The sequence below is a fragment of the Methylomonas stagni genome, assembly GCF_050154735.1.
Lineage (GTDB): Bacteria > Pseudomonadota > Gammaproteobacteria > Methylococcales > Methylomonadaceae > Methylomonas > Methylomonas koyamae_A.
The window spans coordinates 2,037,978-2,056,788 of sequence record NZ_CP189557.1; the positions used below are offsets into that span (position 1 = coordinate 2,037,978).

Consider the following 18,811-nt stretch of genomic DNA (forward strand, 5'->3'; position numbering starts at 1 on the left):
AATGGACAGACTCAGAAACAAAATTCGCGACATTCCCGATTTCCCAAAACCCGGTATCGTCTTCAAGGACATCACGCCACTGGTCAAGGACCCGGCCACGCTACGGCTGGCTGTACATCAACTGTTACATCCGTTTCTCGGCCGCGACATTACTGCGGTAGCCGGCATGGAAGCCCGCGGCTTCATTTTCGGCTCTCTAGTTGCCTGGGAACTGGGTATTCCGTTCGTCCCGCTACGAAAGCCCGGCAAGTTGCCCTACGACGTACAAAGCGTGTCTTACGATCTGGAATATGGCTCCGCGGAACTTGAGGTACATATCGATGCCGTCGATAGCAAAGATAAAGTGCTGCTGATAGACGACTTGTTGGCAACCGGCGGTACGGCGAAGGCCAGTTGCGAATTGATCGAAAAACTCGGCGCCAGCGTGGTGGCATGCGCTTTCGTCGTCGAATTGGATTTTCTGAACGGGAGAGGGAATTTGCAAGGGTACGAAATTCATTCCTTGCTGCACTATTAATTCGAGTGCTTTCCAACAAAAAAGGCCGGTAAAACCGGCCTTTTTTGTTATTAGCAAACACCTAATCAGCTCAGACTAACGCTTGTGTCTGGTTTTTTTTACTAATCCTATCCATTTTAGCCGAGGCCTCCTCAAAGGATTTGAGCATTTTTTCGAAGGCCGGGCTCGCTGCCGTTGCTACGGCGCTGGACTTGACCGGTGCGGCTACCGGTTGGTCGACTTTGCTGCTATCGGCCGGCGCCGGCTTTCCTGAACTGTTTTTTTTCGACTTCTGAACCCGAAGTCTCTTCAAGCGCCGCGTCGACATCCAAATCGTAACTACTGGTATCGGCTTTACCGTCGTTGATCAGGTTTTTCCGATACTGCAGGAATGACTCGCGGGTGAATACATAAGGATCGAGCGCCGCTTCATCGATGAAATTCAGCGCGCCTTCGGCATTCGCGCGGTCGTTAATGCCTTCGACGATGCCGCTGCCCGGCACATAAGTACCCGGATTGGCGGCTTTATCGATAATGACTGCCCCACCGTCGCGAACCGTGGTAGGACCCAGCACCGGAAGTACCAAATAAGCGCCTTGATCGACACCCCAAACCGCCAAGGTTTGACCAAAGTCCTCGACATTATTTTGCAAACCCAAATCGCTGGCGACATCGAACAAACCCGCGACGCCGAATGTGGTATTCGCCAGAAAACGGCCGGTATCCGACGCGCTTTGTTCGAACTTACCTTGCAAAACATCATTCAACACGACGTTGATGCCTTTAAGGTTATTGAAAAAGTTACTGACGCCGGTTTCCATGAAATCCGGCGTGACGTATTTGTAACCGTCCGCGACCGGTTTGAGCAAATACCTGTCCAATCCCATGTTGAAGCCATACATCGAACGGTTGAATCCTTCGTACGGATCGACGGAGTTCGAAGAACCAGACACATCCTTACTCTTGCCGGCGGCTTGGTCGCTACGCGACTCCGTCGTCGCGCATCCGCCACCGACCAAGGCGCCTGAAACCAACAGCGCCCAAAGCAGGGGAGCCTGACTTTTCGCTTGAAAACTGGGGTTAAACATTACAGAAATTCCTAAAACAGACTTATTGTTTCGCGTAACTATCGATCTTTTCGTTAATTTTAGCGATCAAGGCATCGAAACCTTCCCGACTCAGCACACTTGTGTAGTCGGACCGCTTCAGAGCCAAATCGCTAACGCCGTCGGCTATTATATTGATAATCTGCCAACCATCGTCTTTTTTCTTCATCATGTAATCGAACTTGACGTCTTTTTCACCTGGAATCAACAGATTAGTGTGAATAACCACGCCACCCCGACCGGTTTCCTCTTCTGACACGAAGTTAAACGATTCCCCCGAATAATCCTTGAAATTATGCGCGTAAGCCGACACGCTTAATTTGCTGAATACTTCTTCCAGCTTGGATTGCTGCTCGGGTGCCAACTCCTCCCACTGCTTGCCGACGACAATACGAGCAATTTTCGGCAAGTCGTGGCTTTTCTTGACGGCAACATCCAATTTTTCGTATCGCCCCTGAAAACCAAGCGCTTTACCTTGCTTCATCACGTCCAACAGCTCGTTCTGAAAGCCCTCGACGACCTGCCGTGCCGTCATTTCGCCGGCAATGCCCGCCGAAGAAACGCATAATAGCGCCAGAAAACCAATACCCAATAAGATCTTTCTCAACATCATTGCCTTGCCATCCAAACTGTTCGGTTTACAGCGCCAATTCAAGTTACACTCTCGGTGATTTACATTAAGACTCGATTTTCACCGGAATTTCCGAAATCGAGGTTTTACGACCGCCGGTATAGTTAGGCTGCGTCTCGGCAACCATATCTCCGGAGGTTTTCGGCCCGCGTAACGACACCCAAAGTCCTTTCAACGGATTCGCCAACATATCTTCGACCGCTGTCGCCTCGTAACCGCAATGAGCCATGCAATTCGCGCATTTGGGATTTTTCACGGTGCCGTATTTATCCCAGGGCGTATCTTCCAGCAGCTCTTTAAAAGACGTGGCGTTGCCTTCGTCAGCCAGCAAATAGCAAGGCTTCTGCCAACCAAACACATTCCGGGTCGGGTTACCCCACGGCGTACAATCGTAACTTTGATTGCCGGCCAGATAATCCAAATAGAGCGCCGAGTGGTTAAGCTTCCATTTGCGTTTTTTGCCCAGTTTGAAGATACCCCGGAACAGGTTCTTGGTATCCACGCCGCGGATAAACACATCCTGACGCGGCGCCCGCTCGTAACTGAAACCCGGCGCGATCGTCACGCCTTCGACGCCCAGGTCCATCGCATAATCCAGGAACTCGGCTACTTCTTCAGGGGTTTCGCCTTGGAACAACGTACAGTTGATCGTGACTCGGAAGCCCTTGCCCAAGGCCAGCTTGATGGCCTCGATCGCAATGTCGAACACGCCGTCCTGACAAACGGAGGCATCGTGGCGATGCTTCAAACCATCCAGGTGTACCGAAAAAGTCAAATACGGGGAAGGCTTGTAATCGTTGATGCGCTTGCGCAACAACAACGCATTGGTGCAAAGATAGACGAATTTCTTTCTAGCGACGATACCTTCGACGATTTGCGGCATTTCCTTGTGTATTAAAGGCTCGCCGCCCGGAATCGAGACCATCGGCGCACCGCACTCGTCCACGGCATCCAGACATTCTTGCACCGACAAGCGCTTGTCGAGAATATCGTCCGGGTAATCGATTTTACCGCAGCCGGCGCAAGCCAAGTTGCATCTAAACAACGGCTCCAGCATCAACACCAACGGGTATTTTTTCACACCCTTGAGTTTTTGCTTAACCAGATAACTACCTACAGCCCATTGCTGACGTAAAGGAACACTCACAGCGTTTTCTCCAAAATCTATCAAGACACTGACATCGATTTGTTGTTAAAAAAAACAACAACCCAAGCCAACCTTCCGTATGCCGCCGAGGCCCCATAAAACCTGAGAAATACTAGTGAAATACAGTGCGGCGATACAAGCAGATGTCGCTAGAATACTACTTTTTCTGGATTCGCTCCAGTAAGAATGAAGAAAAAGCAACAACGCCGGCAAATTGCTTGCGGTAAATCTATTCAATTGAACAGCCGCGCCATAGGAAAACCGATCCAACACAACAAATCAGTACATTTATAAATCATATACTTACTTAAACAATCTCAACTAACTCACGACCTACCTTAAGCAAGGCGTCGAAAAATTTGCCCTAAAACAACACCGCTTTGCAAATCACCAACAAACCGACTATCATTGACACATCTTCAATAGACCGTAAAACCATGAAAGGACCTCGATCGCCAATCACCGACATAGCCGAACTCAACCGGCTCCCGGACAGCGGGTTTCAAGCCGTATTGCTTGAAGGCGTGTCGCGCACTTTCGCCCTGACCATTCCGCAATTGCCCGGCGCGCTCTACACGGCCGTGGCCAATGCCTACTTACTGTGCCGCATTGTCGATACCATCGAAGACGAAGTGTCTCTGGATGCAGAGCAAAAAAAGTACTTCTGCCGCGGCTTTATCGAAGTCGTCAAGACCGGCGCCCACGCTGACTCGTTTGCCGCCGAATTGGCGCCACTGCTTTCCGAACAAACCATTCCGGCCGAACACAGCTTGATCCGGGTGATTCCAAGGGTCATCGCGATCACCCACAGTCTTGACGCGGCGCAAATTCAAGCGCTAGCCGAATGCGTGCAAACGATGGCCAACGGCATGCCTATTTACCAGGCGCTGGATCTACACGCCGGCCTGAAAACAATGAAGGACATGGACGACTATTGCTACTACGTCGCCGGCTGCGTCGGCGAGATGTTGGCAAAACTGTTCTGTCACTATTCTCCGGAAATCGCCGCCCATCGGGAGGAACTATTGAAGCTGTCGGTTTCCTTCGGTCAAGGCCTGCAAATGACCAACATTCTCAAGGACATTTGGGACGACGCCAAACGCGGCGTGTGCTGGCTGCCGCAAGATATTTTCGACGAGACCGGTTTCAAACTGACCGAACTGACGCCGACCACCAACGACCAACGCTTTCGGAAAGGCCTGGAACATTTGATCGACATTGCCCACGGCCATCTGCAAAACGCACTGACTTACACCCAACTTCTGCCCAGCCACGAAACCGGCATTCGCAATTTTTGCCTGTGGGCGCTGGGCATGGCGGTACTGACCTTGAAAAAAATCAAGCAACACCTTGATTTCAATGATTCGAGTCAGGTCAAGATCAGCCGCAACAGCGTCAAGGCCACGATAGTCGCCAGTAAATTAGCGGCTCGCAGCAACTGGCTTTTGTCGCTTTTATTCAATCTGTCCAGCCGTGGCCTGAAGACGCCTGACTGGCAGTATTTACCCGTATCTCACTCCGGACAATAAGGAATCGCCATGTTTACTGAAGCCCCCGTAGAGAGCAACCACGACTTTTCACCCAGCAGCTCGGCGACATCCAACGCGTCAAGCGCGCTGAATATCGCCATCGAGCGCGCCCAAACCCGATTGCTCAGCCTGCAAAATCCCAAGGGTTATTGGGTGTTCGAACTCGAAGCCGACTGCACCATCCCGTCCGAATACATCATGATGATGCATTACCTGGACGACATTAACGAAGAATTGCAAGCCAAGATCGCCGTTTACCTGCGCGGGCGGCAAAATCCCGACGGCAGTTATCCGTTGTTCACGGGCGGTCCCGGCGACATCAGCTGCAGCGTCAAGGTCTACTACGCACTGAAGATGGCCGGCGATGCCATCGACGCGCCGCACATGGTCAAACTACGGACCTGGATTCTGGCCCAAGGCGGCGCGGCGCGCGCCAACGTGTTTACCCGGATCGCTCTGGCCATATTCGAACAATTGCCCTGGCGCGGCGTACCCTACATCCCGGTCGAAATCATGCTGTTGCCTAAGTGGTTTCCTTTCCATTTGGACAAGGTTTCTTATTGGTCGCGGACCGTGATGGTGCCGCTGTTCATCCTGTGCACGCTGAAAGCCAAGGCCAAGAATCCGCGTAATATCGACATCCTGGAACTGTTCGTCGTCCACCCCGACGAAGAGAAGCACTACTTCCCGGAACGCACGTTGTTGAACAAATGCTTTCTGGCCCTGGATAAACTGGGCCGAGTCACCGAACCCTTGATCCCAAACCGCATGCGCCAACGCGCGATAGACCAAGCCGTGACTTGGTTCACCGAACGCTTGAACGGCGAGGACGGCCTGGGCGGCATCTTCCCGGCTATGGTCAACGCCTACGAGGCGATGCTGTTGCTCGGCATGCCGCACGACCACCCGAATGTGACTATCTGCCGGCAAGCCATCGATAAACTATTAGTCGTCAACGAAAAAGACGCCTATTGCCAACCCTGTTTGTCGCCGGTTTGGGACACCGCATTGGCCAGCATGGCATTGATCGAAGCCGACAAACGCGGTAACGCCGCGGCCCTGTCCCATGCCTACGACTGGTTGAAAAGCGTGCAATTGTCGGACGAACCCGGCGATTGGCGGGTCCGGAAACCCGACTTAGCCGGCGGCGGTTGGGCCTTCCAGTTCGCCAACCCGCATTACCCCGATGTGGACGATACCGCGATCGTCGGTTTCGCGATGGCCGAATCCGGCCTGGACGACCTGGACGAATCCATCCACCGCGCCACGCGCTGGATCGTCGGCATGCAATCGGAAAACGGCGGCTACGGTGCCTTCGACGTCGACAATACCTATTACTACCTGAACGAAATTCCGTTCGCCGATCACGGCGCCTTGCTCGATCCGCCGACCGTCGACGTCAGCGCCCGTTGCGCCATGTTGATGGCGCGCGTCGCCAAGGACCACGACGAATACCGTCCGGCCTTGCAACGCACGATCGAATACATCCGTGGCGAACAGGAAGCCGACGGCTCCTGGTTCGGCCGCTGGGGTACCAACTTCATCTACGGTACTTGGTCGACCCTATTGGGTCTGGAACAAACCGATGTGCCGAAAACCGACCCGATGTTCGTCAAGGCGGCCGCTTGGCTAAAGAGCGTGCAACGCGAGGACGGCGGCTGGGGCGAGGATAACTTGAGTTATCACGACGACATTCAGTATCGCGGCAGCTACCACTTCAGCACCGCGTTCCAAACCGCTTGGGCGATATTGGGCCTGATCGCGGCCGGCGAAGCGCGTAGCGCGGAAGTCAAGGCCGGCATCGACTTCCTGATGCGGACCCAACAAGCCGACGGCGTCTGGAACGACCCCTGCTTTACCGCACCCGGCTTTCCTAAGGTGTTTTATTTGAAATATCACGGCTACGACAAGTTCTTCCCGTTGTGGGCTTTGGCCCGATACCGCAACGAACTGAATAAACAGTAACGTGAGTTGCGGAATCGTCGTTGCCCTGCCAGAAGAACTTGCCACGCTGACTTCCCGGAAATTGGCGCGCGGCGAATGTTGCCGAATAAGCGCCGACATCCTGGTCGCTTATGCCGGCGCCGGTCCCAACAATGCCGCTAGCGCCGCTCGCCTGCTCATCGCCAAGGGCGCCGATCGGCTGATCAGCTGGGGTTGCGCGGCGGCATTGGCGCCGCAGTTGCGGCCCGGCGTTCTGGTAGTCGCGGACCAGATTTTTTTCGACCGTCAAAGTTACGAAACCGACAAACGTTGGTCGCACAAAATGCGCAACCGACTCAGCGAACGCCTGACGGTGGGGAGCGGCAATCTCTCCACCGAAGCGCGTATCGTCGCGCTGAGTAGCGACAAACAACTGATTCACCGCGAAACCGGCGCGGTAGCGTTGGACATGGAAAGCGGCGCGATTGCCAAAGTCGCCAGTCAAGCCAATTTACCATTCCTGGTATTGCGCGCGATCGCCGATCCGGCCGCGATGGACCTGCCGCGCGCGGTGGTCGGTGCCTTGAACGATCAAGGCCGCGTCGAGATGGCTAAATTACTGCGCCACTTGCTGAATCATCCTTGGGAGCTTCCAGGATTGATCAAACTCGGCCGACATTTCGGCGCCGCCCAAAAGACGCTGAAAACCATCGCCAAACACTTAAACGAAATCGTTATTTATTAGAAAAATCCACGCCGACGCCGCCGATTGCGGCGCTGGCGCATCCTTAAGAGGTATTACATGTCCTTCAGCATTGCCGATCTGTTTGCTCAGCACTTCGATGAAAAATTCGATCTGCACGAGCAATACCTTAACAACCAAATGGTGCGAGTCCTGCGCACCATCGGTTACGACCGCAAATACCAGCGAGCGATCGGCCAATACCTGTACGACGATGCAGGCAACGAGTACTTGGATTTGCTGAGCGGTTTCGGCGTATTCGCGATGGGCCGCAATCACCCAACCATCGTCAAGGCCTTGCAAGAAACCTTGACGCTGGAATTACCGAATCTGGTGCAAATGGACGTTTCCTTATTGAGCGGCTTACTGGCGAAGGAAATCATCGCCACCTGTCCGGACAATTTGGAAAAAATGTTTTTCTGCAACTCAGGCACCGAGGCGGTCGAAGCCGCCATCAAATTCGCCCGTTACACCACCAAGCGGCCGCGCATCGTTTATTGCGAACACGGCTATCACGGTCTGACCATGGGTGCCTTGTCGCTGAACGGCGAGGAAATATTCCGCGAGGGCTTCGGCCCCTTATTGCCGAACTGTTCGGCGGTGCCGTTCAACGATCTGGCCGCGCTGGAACAAGCACTTAGCGGCAAGGACGTCGCCGCCTTCATCGTCGAGCCGATCCAAGGCAAGGGCGTCAACCTGCCGTCCGACGACTACCTGCCGGAAGTCGAACGCCTGTGTAAAAAATACGGCACGCTGTTCGTCGCAGACGAAATCCAGACCGGCATCGGCCGCACCGGCAAGTTCTGGGCGATTGAACATTGGGGCGTCAAGCCCGATATGATTTTGATGGCTAAAGCACTGTCCGGCGGCTTCGTGCCGGTCGGCGGCGTGGCGATGACCGCCAAAATCATGGACACGGTGTTCAACCGGATGGACCGTGCCGTCGTCCACGGTTCGACCTTCTCGAAAAACAATATGGCGATGGCCGCCGGCCTGGCCAGCCTGCATGTGATCCACGACGAAAAACTGGTGGAAAACAGCGCCAAGATTGGCGAAGACATCATCGCCACGTTGAATGCGATGAGTCCGAAGTACGAATTCCTGAAGGAAGCGCGCGGCAAGGGCTCGATGATCGCGATCGAATTCCAGTCGCCGAAGAGCCTGGGGCTAAAAGCCGCCTGGGCGATGCTGGAAGCGGCCAACAAAGGTCTGTTCTGTCAGATGATTACGATCCCGCTGTTCAAGGAACATCGGGTGCTCAGTCAGGTTGCGGGCCACGGCATGAATGTCGTCAAGCTGTTGCCGCCGCTTAACCTGACGCAAAAAGACCGCGACTGGATCGTCGACGCGATGGAAAAAACCATCGCCGATACCCACAACGTCACCGGCTCGATCTGGACGCTGGGCAAAAACCTAGCCAGTCATGCTCTGAAAAACAAGAAATAAGGAGATTGTTATGCACTCGTTACAACGGATACTTTTGATTTTAACGCTGGCTACCAGCAACATTGCGTTCGGTCACGCCGTCGTTACCCATAACTCGTTGAAATTGAAACCGGTGCCGGTCAATCAAGCCAGCCAGGTCGAATTGTCGTTCAATTCGAAAGTGGAGCTCGATTTGTCGGAAGTGTTTCTGGTCAGCGCCGGCGACGTGATGACGCCGGTCAGCGCCTCGCTCGGCGCCAAACCCGGCCAAGTGCTGCTCGACCTGCCGGCCTTGGCGCCCGGCGAGTATGCGATCAAACTGAAGATTTTCGCCGCGGACGGTCATCTCAGTGAAGACCTGCTGCGCTTTTTCGTTAAAGAACCCAAATAAATCCTTATGGAAGGCATTGCCAATTATTTAGACTCGTTGATCGGCGGCGTCGATCTGACCTTCTACTCCATCGCCATTGGCGGCTTGCTGTGGGGCTTGTTCGTTTTGCGCCCCTGGGACGAAACCGCCAATTACAATAGCGCGTTACTGGACAGAACCGTCAATCTGATCCACTTCGGCAGCAAAGCCGTGGTCATCACCCAATTGTCGAAAATCGGTCTGAAAATTTGGCTAATGGCCGTTACATTGGGCAAATCGCCGTTCCCGGCGTTTTTTCACACCGTGCAATTCAACGCCGGCGTGGCCCGCGCACTATTTGCCTTTGCGCTGTATTTATTCATCAAATTCGGCCTGAAACACCACTTACGTTCCAAACGGCACTGGCAAATCGCGATCGCCATTATCGTGCCGCTAGTGATAGCCGCCGCCTGGCTGGTCCACGGAGCCAGTCGCCTGGAAGACCGCGGTTTGCTAATGACCTTGACCGTCAGCCATCAGATCGCAGCGGCGGCCTGGGTCGGCGGCATTTTCCAAATACTGGCTCTGTGGGGCTTGCGCAAGCAAAACGCCATCGCCGAGGAAGTCTGGCCGCTGCTGTTGAAGCGTTTCTCCGGCCTGGGGATAGGCGCGGTCGGCTTGCTGCTGGTGACCGGTACGCCGCTAGCCTGGTATTACATTCGCACCTTCCAGGGTTTTATCGGCGCCGGTTACGGCAACCTGCTAACCGTGAAAATCATGATGATGGGACTGGCATTGGGCTTTGCCTGGATGAACAAATCCGCCGTCCGAGAGTACTTCACCAGCCGCAGCCAGTACGTGCTGACCGCCCGGGTGCCCTACTACATCGAAGCGGAAACCCTGATTCTGTTGACCATTCTGTTCACCGCCGCTAGTCTGGCCTCGCAACCGCCGTCGGTCGATATTCCGCACCTGACCGCAACCTGGGAAGAAGTGTTGAACATGTTTCACCCGCGCATACCGCGTTGGGAATCGCCAACCCACGAAGCCCTGCTCGCCGGCGAGGCCGGCCGAGTCGCCATCGTCGGCCAAATCCCGTCGGAAGCCGCCACCGCCTGGTCGGATTACAACCACAACATCTCCGGTATATTCCTGACCGCGATGAGTTTTTTCGCGATGCTGTCCTACTCGGAGCGCTTTCACAACTGGGCGCGCTACTGGCCGATCGGCTTCATGGGACTCGGGATATTCCTGTTCTTCCGTTCCGACGCCGAGAGCTGGCCGTTGGGTCCGATCGGCTTTTGGGATAGCACTTTCAACAACGGCGAGATTTTGCAACACCGGATCGCCACCTTTCTGGTGTTCATGCTGGGCTTGTACGAGACCCGCGCCCGCGTCAAGGCCGACCCCGGTATTCTGCCCTATTTGTTTCCGCTGATGTCGGCCTTCGGCGGCATGATGCTGCTAGCGCACTCGCATGTCGGCTTCGAGGCTAAAACCGCGTTTCTAATCCAGGTCGGCCACACCCTGATGGGCGTGTTCGCGCTAATCCTGGCTTGCGGCCGTTGGCTGGAGCTGAAATTGGACGCGCCGGGCAAAAACGTGGCCGGCTTTATCTCGGTTTTTGCGCTATTCCAAATCGGCGTGATTCTGATGTTCTACCGCGAACCCCTGTACTAATATGAAACAGACTAACGAATTTCCGCTGCTAGCCACCATCGCCAGCCCGACCGACATCCGCGCGCTGGCGCCCGAGCAGCTCCAGGCGTTGGCCGACGAGGTGCGCCGGTTTCTGACCCACACCGTCAGTATTTCCGGCGGCCATTTCGCGGCCGGCCTGGGCACCGTGGAATTGACCGTGGCGCTGCATTACGTATTCAACACCCCGGTCGATCAATTGGTTTGGGATGTCGGCCATCAGGCCTATCCGCACAAGATTCTGACCGGCCGCAAGGATAGGATGACCACGATCCGTACCCTGGGCGGGGTGTCGGCCTTTCCGTGCCGGGCCGAGAGCGAATACGATGCCTTCGGCGTCGGCCATTCCTCGACTTCGATCAGCGCGGCCTTGGGCATGGCGATCGCTTCGCAGTTGCGCGGCGAGGACAAGAAGATGGTGGCCATCATCGGCGACGGTTCGATCACCGGCGGCATGGCCTTCGAGGCGATGAATCATGCCGGCGACGTCAATGCCAATCTGTTGGTGATTCTGAACGACAACGAGATGTCGATTTCGCCGCCGGTCGGGGCGATGAACAATTATCTGACCAAGATTTTGTCCAGCAAGCTGTATTCCTCGGTCCGCCAGGAAAGCAAGAAGGCCTTGTCCAGCATGCCCAGCGTTTGGGAGTTGGCGCGCAAGGCGGAAGAACACGTCAAGGGCATGATCGTGCCGGGGACCTTGTTCGAGGAGTTGGGCTTTAATTATTTCGGACCGATCGACGGCCACGATCTGGAGATCCTGGTGTCGACCCTGGACAAGCTCAAGGATTTGCGCGGACCGGTGTTTTTGCACGTGGTCACCAAGAAGGGCAAGGGCTATGCGCCGGCCGAGAAGGACCCCTTGGCTTACCACGGCGTGCCGGCCTTCGATCCGACCCAGGATTTTCTGCCCAAGGCGGCGCCGTCGCCACATCCAACCTATACCGAGGTGTTCAGCCGTTGGTTGTGCGACATGGCGGCCGAGGACGAGCGGCTGCTGGGGATTACCCCGGCCATGCGCGAAGGCTCGGGGTTGGTCGAGTTTTCCCAGCAATACCCGCAACGCTATTTCGACGTGGCCATCGCCGAGCAGCACGCGGTGACCCTGGCCGCCGGCCAGGCCTGCCAAGGCGCCAAGCCAGTGGTGGCGATTTATTCGACCTTTTTACAACGCGGTTACGACCAGTTGATCCACGACGTGGCCTTGCAGAATCTGGACGTGTTGTTTGCGCTGGATCGAGCCGGTCTGGTCGGCCCGGACGGCCCGACCCATGCCGGCGCCTTCGACTACAGCTATCTACGCTGCATTCCGAACATGCTAGTGATGGCCCCGGCCGACGAGAACGAGTGCCGGCAGATGCTGACCACCGGCTTCCATTACCACGGCCCAGCCTCGGTGCGCTATCCGCGCGGCAAGGGGCCCGGCGCGGCGATCGATCCGCGCCTGACCGACCTTGAGATCGGCCAGGGCGAGATTCGCCACCAGGGCGACCGGATTGCCATCCTGGCCTGGGGGGCGATGGTCGCCCCGGCCGTCGAAGCCGGCAAGCAACTGGGTGCCACGGTCGCCAACATGCGCTTCGTCAAGCCCCTTGATGAAAGCTTGATTCTGGAACTCGCCAAAACCCACGACGTGTTCGTCACGGTCGAGGAAAACGTCATTGCCGGCGGGGCCGGTAGTGCGGTACTGGAATTCCTGCAAGCGCAGCGGATACTGATGCCGGTCCTGACCCTCGGCCTGCCCGACCGCTTCGTCGAGCAGGGCTCCAGAGAACAACTGCTCGGCTTGTGCGGACTCGACGCCAAAGGCCTGTTGGCCAGCATCGAGGCGTTTTGCGCTTGAGACAACAGGCATTTTGTCGGTGGCGCTGAATTTGGGCCGACTCTACGGTCAGTGTCCCGCATCCGGAGTCTACCCACCATGAGCAGCATCATTCTCGATACGCTCGAATTCGCCAATAAGCTCAAAGCCGACGGCTTTACCGAGCATCAGGCCGAACCGATCCGCGCGGTCGTTGGCGTCGGCTTGTTGCAGACCGCATTGGTCGCCGGTTTGTTGCTGAAGCTGGCCGCGCGCGTCTGACCGCGACCGCCGTTCGGCGCAGCTAAGCGGCTAGACCCAGTAATTTCTCGGTTTGGCGGCGAATTTCGGCGGCAACCTTGCCGTCCAGGTTTTCCAGCCAACGCGGCGGAATGGCCGCCAAGCCATAGCGCGCACCCGCCAACATACCGGCCAAAGCGCCCGTCGTATCGGCATCGCCGCCTTGATTGACCGTCGCCACCAGACAGGACTCGAAATCGTCGGTCGTGAAAAAATAGTGCAACACGGTCTGCAGCGTATCGACGATATAGCCGGACGACTTCCCCGGATACGGATCGAACCCGAATAGCTCGAATTGTTCGACCAAACCGGCGGCCAGGGCTCGGCAAACCGCGACCTCCTCGCCCAACAACAAGCTCTGCGTCATCCGCCCCAGCGTCAGAGTCGCGGCGTCGGATAATGGGTTGTGGTGGGTAATCCTGCCCTGCTCCAGACTCCAACGATCGAATTCGAGCGGACGATTCAAGGTCGCCAACACCACCGGTAAATTGCGCATGCAGGCGCCGTTGCCCGCCTCGTCCTCGCGCGGCAAGCCGATCAATTCGCCGTCGTCGCGGTAGCGGACGATGCCGCGCCGGCAAGTCATGCCGACATCGGGCGGCTCGGTTTCCAGCCAAGCCACGAAATGGTCGGCCACCGTCGCCAAATCCCAGTCCGGTCTAGCCAGTATCGCCGCGCCCAAGGCCAGCGACATCTGGGTATCGTCGGTAACTTGTCCCGGCGCCAAATCCAACCAGCCCCCACCTATCATCTCGCGATGCACGCCGTAGCGTTTTTGTATGCGTTTGGGCGACATAAACTCCACCGTCGCACCCAGCGCATCGCCGCAGGCAAAACCCAGATACGCGCCCAGTGCGCGGTTCAGCAAAGCTTCGTTCATCAACGCCTCACGGTAACTCGGTAATCGCCGCCGATCACCAAATATTCAGCCTCGCCGCGCAAGGCATGGTGCGGCAGCAGATCGCTGAAAAACACCAGTTTTACCATCGGCACCTCGACTTCCAAAATGTAGCTACCGAACTCGCCGGCGATACCGCACTTATCCGTGAACGACACGATGCTGTTGAAGCGGACGATTTTTTCATGGTGATCACCCACGCCTTCGACAACCCAATCCCCCAAATCGTTGACCCCTCGATACAGCGTCTTGTGCGTGGCCGCCGGCCGCTGAAAGCGGGCGACCACCCATTGGCAAAACTCGTACAGCAAATCCAGCTGCATGAAGATGCAGTTGTTGTGATAACGACTGTTCATCTTTTCTTCGACATAGGCCAGCCAGTCGTAGCTCATGAAACTGGTGATACGGGTCTTATGATAATTGGGAAACAAGCCGAATCGACTTTCCACCCACCCCTTCAACACCGCCCCCTGAGCGTTGTTGGAATCCAGTCCCCAATCCTGAATCAGCCGCAAATAACTGTTGCGGTAGCGCCGCCGGCCTAGAGCGTCGTCGCTCAAGCGTTGCTCGGTTTCGAAGCCGAACACCACGCACATATAATCCTGAAATACCTGACCGCATTGCTCCAGCGTGGTTTGCTCGGCCAATTTGTCGAACAGGCCGTGCGCCGCCTCGCGGGTACCGGCAATGCTCAGGGATTTGGGGTATTCGTTGAACAAGTGGCTCGCGATGCACTCCGTCGCCACGCCGATCAAGTTGGTACTGTGTCCGTGACGGGAAATGTCGGGCATAGTCGGGTCGGCTACCTTGGGAATGATCGTTAACCGAATATTTTCACATCGATAACCCGGTTTTGCCAAACCGCCGTTACCGGCCTTCGGTTTCCTCGCCTAAACGCCCACCCAGCCGGAAAATCCCGTCGCCAAATCCGACCATCGCCCCGGTTAGTGGTCAGCACGAATTTTTGTGATTGACAGCCCGTGCGGGGCGGGGCTAGAGTCTGCTAGCCGATTGATTCACAAACAAAAACAAAGTCCCAAAATCGGCACCACAATAACTATACACGGGAGAATCAGATGAAAAATTATGTAGCCGAGTCCTTTGGGACTTTCTGGTTGGTATTGGGCGGCTGCGGCAGCGCCGTATTGGCCGCCGCGTTTCCGCAAGTCGGTATCGGCCTGCTCGGCGTCTCGCTGGCCTTCGGATTGACGGTGCTGACGATGGCTTACGCGATCGGTCATATCTCGGGCTGCCATCTCAATCCGGCGGTATCGGTCGGCTTGTGGATGGGCGGTCGGTTTCCGGCCAAACAATTGTTGCCGTACATTGCATCGCAAGTCGTCGGCGCGGTGATTGCCGGCGGCGTCCTGTATCTGATCGCCAGCGGCAAGGCCGGTTTCGATGTATCCGCCGGCTTTGCCTCCAACGGCTACGGCGAACATTCGCCGGGCGGCTATTCGCTACTGGCGGCGCTGATCACCGAAGTCGTGATGACGATGATGTTTCTGCTGGTGATACTCGGCGCCACCGACGCGCGCGCCCCGCAAGGTCTGGCGCCGATCGCGATCGGTCTGTGCCTGACCTTGATTCATTTGATCAGCATTCCGGTCACCAATACCTCGGTCAATCCGGCCCGCAGCCTCGGCGTCGCGCTGTACGTCGGCGATTGGGCCCTGGCGCAACTGTGGCTGTTTTGGGTCGCACCGTTTATCGGCGCGATATTGGGCGCTTTGGCATATCGTTTTATCGGCGGGCCGACCGAGTAAGAAGCGCCTAATCGGATAGGCGCGGATTCGCCGTCAGGAACAGGCAGCCCAATGCCCGGTTCCGGCGGCGAAGCCCGAAACCGGGCGAACCCAACCGCACAACGCCTGCGACCTTCCGTTTGCCTAGATAGCGGTTTTCGCTCGCAACATCGCGACTTGCTTCAATCTAACGATCGTGAAAGGGTTTTCGCCCGCAGCACAAAAACCGGGCCGGAGCGTCTTTAGCCGCGATCGAGGGCGTTCCAATGGAGGTATTCGTTTTCAGAGCGGTATCGCTGTCATCTTGCAAACGGAGAAAGCTGAAGAAACACAGCCGATGGCCGCCTGACTCCATTCGACCGTACGCCGGATTTGACGATTTCCCCGCCAAAGCGCCGTCCTCCCCCTGGTATCGCGGTAGCGGGCAACACGTTTATTCCAGCGCGAGACCTCAGCCGCGGCGGATTTTAATTCTATAATGCGATTTTCGAATACGGGAGATTTGCTGATGACGCATAGCACTTTATTTCGGCGGCTGGTTCTGATTTTACAGGCTGCCAGACGGGACCATCTTAAAGCCAATCACTTGCCCGACCCGATTCCCGCTAGCCAGGCGGGCTGGAGCAGACGCCGTTTTATCAAGACTTCCGCAGCGGCCGGATTTGCCGGCGCGGTGAGCTCAAGCCTGGCGCCGCCGGCTTGGGCGAAAGATCGCGGCGATGCGCGAGTGGCGATCATCGGGGCCGGTATTGCCGGCCTGAATGCCGCTTACCGGCTAAAAAAGCCGGCGTTGCGGCGACAGTCTTCGAAGCGCGATCTCGGGTGGGCGGCCGTATGTTGTCCGCCAGCCTCGACGACGGCTTGACGATCGATTTGGGCGCGGAGCTGATCAATACCAATCATCCGGACATGCTGGGGTTGGCCAAGGACTTCGGGATTAAGCTGTTCGATAAACGCCAGGATGCGGCGCGCTTACCTTATCCGAAAGAAGTCTATTTCTTCAACGGCGAACGCTTTAGCGAAGCGCAGCTGGCCGACGATTTGCGCGCCATTGCCGCGCAGATTCACGAAGATGCCGGCTTGCTGGACCAGGACTGGGAAACGCATGCGCCGCTGTTCGATCAAAGGTCGGTCAGCGATTACTTGCACCGACACGCCGATAAAATCGGCGCGCCTTATGTGCGCAGCCTACTGGGAAATATGCTGCGAACCGAATTCGGCGCGGAAACCTCACAAGCGTCGGCATTACAACTAATCGATATTTTGCCGGTGGTCGACGGTCAAGCCGTCGATTTGCTCAGCTACAGCGATGAGGTTTACGCCGTGGTCGGCGGTTCGGCGCGGATCACCGATGCGCTGGCGCGCGCCTTGGCGGGGCAAATTCATCTGCGTAAAGCTTTGCGAGCGCTCAAGCTGCGCAACGACGAATACCATCTGACCTTCGGCGACGGAAGCCGGGTTGAAGCCGACATCGTCATCATTGCGACACCCTTTCCGGCCTTGCGCAACGTGGAGCTCGATGCCCCGTTACCCGCTTTGTTTCGCCGTTTCGTCGCCGAAGCCAATCCCGGCGCCAATGAAAAATTGATCGCCGGTTTTAAGCAACGCTTCTGGCATAGCCCCGCCGGTTTTAGTTTGGCGGCCTGGACGGACTTCGGCTACTCGGAGGTCTGGGACGAAACTCAGCGCCAACCGCATCGTCGCGGCGGCGCGTTGAATTTTTCTTGGGCGGCGATCAGGCCAGACAACTGAATAACACCGGCAATATCAAACCGCTGGCGAAACAATTCATCACCGATCTGGACAAATTTATCCCTGGCGCGAAAGCCTCGGCGAGCGGGGGCTTGGCAAAAAGCGCCTGGGGGAACAATCCTTATGCCGGCGGCGGCTACGCTAACTTTGCGCCTGGACAGCTAAGCACATTCGCCGAATTCTTTTGGGTCGAGGGCGACGGCTCCGCGACCCAACAAGTGGCTTTCGACAAATTGATTTTTGCCGGCGAGCATTTGAGCGACGCCAATTACGGTTTCATGGAAGGCGGCGCCCAAACCGGCCGCTTGGCGGCGGCATTGGCGCTGGACATCTTACAAAACCATCGTGAATAAACACCCGCGCCGCAACAAGCGCTGGAGACAGTAACAGGCACCCCACCTGTTATAAAAAGGTCCGCGACGAAACCCGCCCCCCCCCCAGCGTGGCCTAGCTACACGAAGCATTGGGGGGCCAAACTTATTGTCTATCGATCCGCTCGGCTTAAACGGATTTGAAACCGCGACCGTCAACGCTCCACAATCCGGCGATGGCCGGGCCGGGACTCGATCACTTCACCCGCTGGACACGTTCGGCGGCGAATATCAGGGTTTCTTTTCCGGGCGTGGTTTCGTTGTAATCCACCGATACCGGCCATGCGCGACTAAAAGACCATTCCGCAATAGGTGTCATCGACGCATCGTAGGCAATCAAAGTCGCATCGTAACGTGCCCTGCCGATATTTCCGTCCGCGACCTGTTGCCGCCAATTCCATAACTCCAGCGATTTACCCAAGGCTTTGCTGCAAGTTAGATTTCTAACCGACATTCGCCCTGGCACTTTAACCGCACCCATTTCCCCCCGCCCGCTAACGACCTTGGATTCGACAACCTCGTTTTGCGAACCCATGCCCTTGCAGTCGGTGAAATAGGTCGTAATCGCGCCGGCGCTGAATTCAAAGTAGGTAGCCGGGCCGCTATTGGCATTCGGGTCCTCCGCGACGGCCGAGCCCGCGGCGTTTGCCGACGATGCGATGACACCTAATATAACGCTTAAAATACCGGTTATTTTTTTCATGATATATCCCCAACAAAGTGAATTAAGTTAAAACTATTCTGATTTGCCTTTTACAAGGTCGAATAATCCGATAGTGTGATATCGCTGAAAGTCACCAAATTTGATTTAAAAAATCACCGAGAAACTTGATGGACTTGAATCGATAAGGGCAAATTGGATGCCAAATCATGCAAGCCATGCCAAATCGAAATT

General features: G+C 56.2%; 19 protein-coding genes. 13 read left to right on the forward strand and 6 right to left on the reverse strand.

Features of this window, described 5'->3' with window-relative positions:
* The first annotated feature begins 1 nt into the window (after position 1).
* Positions 2–517: an adenine phosphoribosyltransferase gene (locus ACP4CD_RS09485; RefSeq protein WP_064026256.1), complete on the forward strand. Its 516-nt coding sequence runs from the start codon at positions 2–4 to the stop codon at positions 515–517.
* Positions 518–744: 227 nt separating this feature from the next.
* Here ACP4CD_RS09485 and ACP4CD_RS09490 read toward each other — a convergent pair whose 3' ends face one another.
* The 3 genes from ACP4CD_RS09490 to hpnH all read right to left on the reverse strand — a co-directional run bounded on the left by ACP4CD_RS09490 (position 745) and on the right by hpnH (position 3,380).
* The gene (locus tag ACP4CD_RS09490; protein WP_426994361.1) at positions 745–1,584 is read right to left on the reverse strand and encodes an MlaA family lipoprotein; all 840 of its coding nucleotides are present in this window, start codon (positions 1,582–1,584) and stop codon (positions 745–747) included.
* A gap of 22 nt (positions 1,585–1,606) precedes the next feature.
* Positions 1,607–2,212: an ABC transporter substrate-binding protein gene (locus ACP4CD_RS09495; protein ID WP_064026260.1), complete on the reverse strand. Its 606-nt coding sequence runs from the start codon at positions 2,210–2,212 to the stop codon at positions 1,607–1,609.
* Positions 2,213–2,279: 67 nt separating this feature from the next.
* The gene (gene hpnH, locus ACP4CD_RS09500) at positions 2,280–3,380 is read right to left on the reverse strand and encodes an adenosyl-hopene transferase HpnH (protein ID WP_281022711.1); all 1,101 of its coding nucleotides are present in this window, start codon (positions 3,378–3,380) and stop codon (positions 2,280–2,282) included.
* Positions 3,381–3,817: 437 nt separating this feature from the next.
* Between hpnH and ACP4CD_RS09505 the strand changes: the two genes are divergently transcribed.
* The 8 genes from ACP4CD_RS09505 to ACP4CD_RS09540 all read left to right on the forward strand — a co-directional run bounded on the left by ACP4CD_RS09505 (position 3,818) and on the right by ACP4CD_RS09540 (position 13,132).
* A complete protein-coding gene (locus ACP4CD_RS09505; RefSeq protein WP_071159356.1) occupies positions 3,818–4,909 on the forward strand; it encodes a phytoene/squalene synthase family protein in 1,092 nt (363 codons plus the stop codon).
* Between the two features lie 9 nt (positions 4,910–4,918).
* Positions 4,919–6,874, forward strand: a complete 1,956-nt coding sequence (gene shc / locus ACP4CD_RS09510) for a squalene--hopene cyclase (RefSeq protein ID WP_426994362.1) — start codon at positions 4,919–4,921, stop codon at positions 6,872–6,874.
* Position 6,875: 1 nt separating this feature from the next.
* Entirely contained in the window at positions 6,876–7,577 is a 702-nt protein-coding gene (locus tag ACP4CD_RS09515; RefSeq protein ID WP_064026246.1) for a phosphorylase, read from the forward strand.
* Positions 7,578–7,634: 57 nt separating this feature from the next.
* Positions 7,635–9,020 (forward strand): aspartate aminotransferase family protein, encoded by a 1,386-nt coding sequence (locus tag ACP4CD_RS09520; protein WP_426994363.1) that lies wholly within the window; start codon positions 7,635–7,637, stop codon positions 9,018–9,020.
* Between the two features lie 10 nt (positions 9,021–9,030).
* Positions 9,031–9,390, forward strand: coding sequence for a copper resistance CopC family protein (locus ACP4CD_RS09525; RefSeq protein WP_082885400.1), 360 nt, complete (start codon positions 9,031–9,033; stop codon positions 9,388–9,390).
* Between the two features lie 6 nt (positions 9,391–9,396).
* Entirely contained in the window at positions 9,397–11,028 is a 1,632-nt protein-coding gene (locus ACP4CD_RS09530) for a copper resistance D family protein (RefSeq protein ID WP_426994364.1), read from the forward strand.
* A 1-nt stretch (position 11,029) separates the two neighbouring features.
* A complete protein-coding gene (gene dxs / locus ACP4CD_RS09535; RefSeq protein ID WP_426994365.1) occupies positions 11,030–12,892 on the forward strand; it encodes a 1-deoxy-D-xylulose-5-phosphate synthase in 1,863 nt (620 codons plus the stop codon).
* Between the two features lie 78 nt (positions 12,893–12,970).
* Positions 12,971–13,132: a hypothetical protein gene (locus ACP4CD_RS09540; protein ID WP_157197814.1), complete on the forward strand. Its 162-nt coding sequence runs from the start codon at positions 12,971–12,973 to the stop codon at positions 13,130–13,132.
* A gap of 22 nt (positions 13,133–13,154) precedes the next feature.
* Here ACP4CD_RS09540 and draG read toward each other — a convergent pair whose 3' ends face one another.
* Both draG and ACP4CD_RS09550 read right to left on the reverse strand, forming a co-directional pair.
* Positions 13,155–14,030, reverse strand: coding sequence for an ADP-ribosyl-[dinitrogen reductase] hydrolase (draG, locus tag ACP4CD_RS09545; protein ID WP_426994366.1), 876 nt, complete (start codon positions 14,028–14,030; stop codon positions 13,155–13,157).
* The gene (locus ACP4CD_RS09550) at positions 14,030–14,839 is read right to left on the reverse strand and encodes an NAD(+)--dinitrogen-reductase ADP-D-ribosyltransferase (RefSeq protein WP_064027205.1); all 810 of its coding nucleotides are present in this window, start codon (positions 14,837–14,839) and stop codon (positions 14,030–14,032) included. Before ACP4CD_RS09550 ends, draG begins: the two co-directional genes overlap by 1 nt.
* A gap of 285 nt (positions 14,840–15,124) precedes the next feature.
* Between ACP4CD_RS09550 and aqpZ the strand changes: the two genes are divergently transcribed.
* The 4 genes from aqpZ (at position 15,125) to ACP4CD_RS09570 (ending at position 17,898) form a co-directional block, all read left to right on the forward strand.
* The gene (aqpZ, locus tag ACP4CD_RS09555) at positions 15,125–15,814 is read left to right on the forward strand and encodes an aquaporin Z (protein WP_064027191.1); all 690 of its coding nucleotides are present in this window, start codon (positions 15,125–15,127) and stop codon (positions 15,812–15,814) included.
* 487 nt (positions 15,815–16,301) lie between these two features.
* The gene (locus ACP4CD_RS09560) at positions 16,302–16,658 is read left to right on the forward strand and encodes a twin-arginine translocation signal domain-containing protein (RefSeq protein ID WP_426994367.1); all 357 of its coding nucleotides are present in this window, start codon (positions 16,302–16,304) and stop codon (positions 16,656–16,658) included.
* Positions 16,628–17,545: a flavin monoamine oxidase family protein gene (locus ACP4CD_RS09565; protein WP_426994368.1), complete on the forward strand. Its 918-nt coding sequence runs from the start codon at positions 16,628–16,630 to the stop codon at positions 17,543–17,545. Before ACP4CD_RS09560 ends, ACP4CD_RS09565 begins: the two co-directional genes overlap by 31 nt.
* Positions 17,518–17,898, forward strand: coding sequence for an FAD-dependent oxidoreductase (locus tag ACP4CD_RS09570; protein ID WP_426994369.1), 381 nt, complete (start codon positions 17,518–17,520; stop codon positions 17,896–17,898). The genes ACP4CD_RS09565 and ACP4CD_RS09570 overlap by 28 nt, the downstream gene beginning before the upstream one ends.
* A 214-nt stretch (positions 17,899–18,112) precedes the next feature.
* Here the strand turns inward: ACP4CD_RS09570 and ACP4CD_RS09575 are convergent, their stop codons facing one another.
* Entirely contained in the window at positions 18,113–18,619 is a 507-nt protein-coding gene (locus tag ACP4CD_RS09575; RefSeq protein ID WP_168027907.1) for a phage tail protein, read from the reverse strand.
* Between the last annotated feature and the right edge of the window lie 192 nt (positions 18,620–18,811).

What these genes read in the sequence shown, in the direction of transcription:
- ACP4CD_RS09495 (WP_064026260.1), bottom strand. Translation starts at nt 2,212, where the DNA reads ATGTTGAGAAAGATCTTATTGGGTATTGGTTTTCTGGCGCTATTATGC.
- shc (WP_426994362.1), top strand. Translation starts at nt 4,919, where the DNA reads ATGTTTACTGAAGCCCCCGTAGAGAGCAACCACGACTTTTCACCCAGC.
- ACP4CD_RS09550 (WP_064027205.1), bottom strand. Translation starts at nt 14,839, where the DNA reads ATGCCCGACATTTCCCGTCACGGACACAGTACCAACTTGATCGGCGTG.
- ACP4CD_RS09490 (WP_426994361.1), bottom strand. Translation starts at nt 1,584, where the DNA reads ATGTTTAACCCCAGTTTTCAAGCGAAAAGTCAGGCTCCCCTGCTTTGG.
- ACP4CD_RS09560 (WP_426994367.1), top strand. Translation starts at nt 16,302, where the DNA reads ATGACGCATAGCACTTTATTTCGGCGGCTGGTTCTGATTTTACAGGCT.
- ACP4CD_RS09565 (WP_426994368.1), top strand. Translation starts at nt 16,628, where the DNA reads ATGTTGTCCGCCAGCCTCGACGACGGCTTGACGATCGATTTGGGCGCG.
- ACP4CD_RS09485 (WP_064026256.1), top strand. Translation starts at nt 2, where the DNA reads ATGGACAGACTCAGAAACAAAATTCGCGACATTCCCGATTTCCCAAAA.
- ACP4CD_RS09540 (WP_157197814.1), top strand. Translation starts at nt 12,971, where the DNA reads ATGAGCAGCATCATTCTCGATACGCTCGAATTCGCCAATAAGCTCAAA.
- ACP4CD_RS09530 (WP_426994364.1), top strand. Translation starts at nt 9,397, where the DNA reads ATGGAAGGCATTGCCAATTATTTAGACTCGTTGATCGGCGGCGTCGAT.
- ACP4CD_RS09520 (WP_426994363.1), top strand. Translation starts at nt 7,635, where the DNA reads ATGTCCTTCAGCATTGCCGATCTGTTTGCTCAGCACTTCGATGAAAAA.
- aqpZ (WP_064027191.1), top strand. Translation starts at nt 15,125, where the DNA reads ATGAAAAATTATGTAGCCGAGTCCTTTGGGACTTTCTGGTTGGTATTG.
- dxs (WP_426994365.1), top strand. Translation starts at nt 11,030, where the DNA reads ATGAAACAGACTAACGAATTTCCGCTGCTAGCCACCATCGCCAGCCCG.
- draG (WP_426994366.1), bottom strand. Translation starts at nt 14,030, where the DNA reads ATGAACGAAGCTTTGCTGAACCGCGCACTGGGCGCGTATCTGGGTTTT.
- ACP4CD_RS09575 (WP_168027907.1), bottom strand. Translation starts at nt 18,619, where the DNA reads ATGAAAAAAATAACCGGTATTTTAAGCGTTATATTAGGTGTCATCGCA.
- ACP4CD_RS09505 (WP_071159356.1), top strand. Translation starts at nt 3,818, where the DNA reads ATGAAAGGACCTCGATCGCCAATCACCGACATAGCCGAACTCAACCGG.
- ACP4CD_RS09525 (WP_082885400.1), top strand. Translation starts at nt 9,031, where the DNA reads ATGCACTCGTTACAACGGATACTTTTGATTTTAACGCTGGCTACCAGC.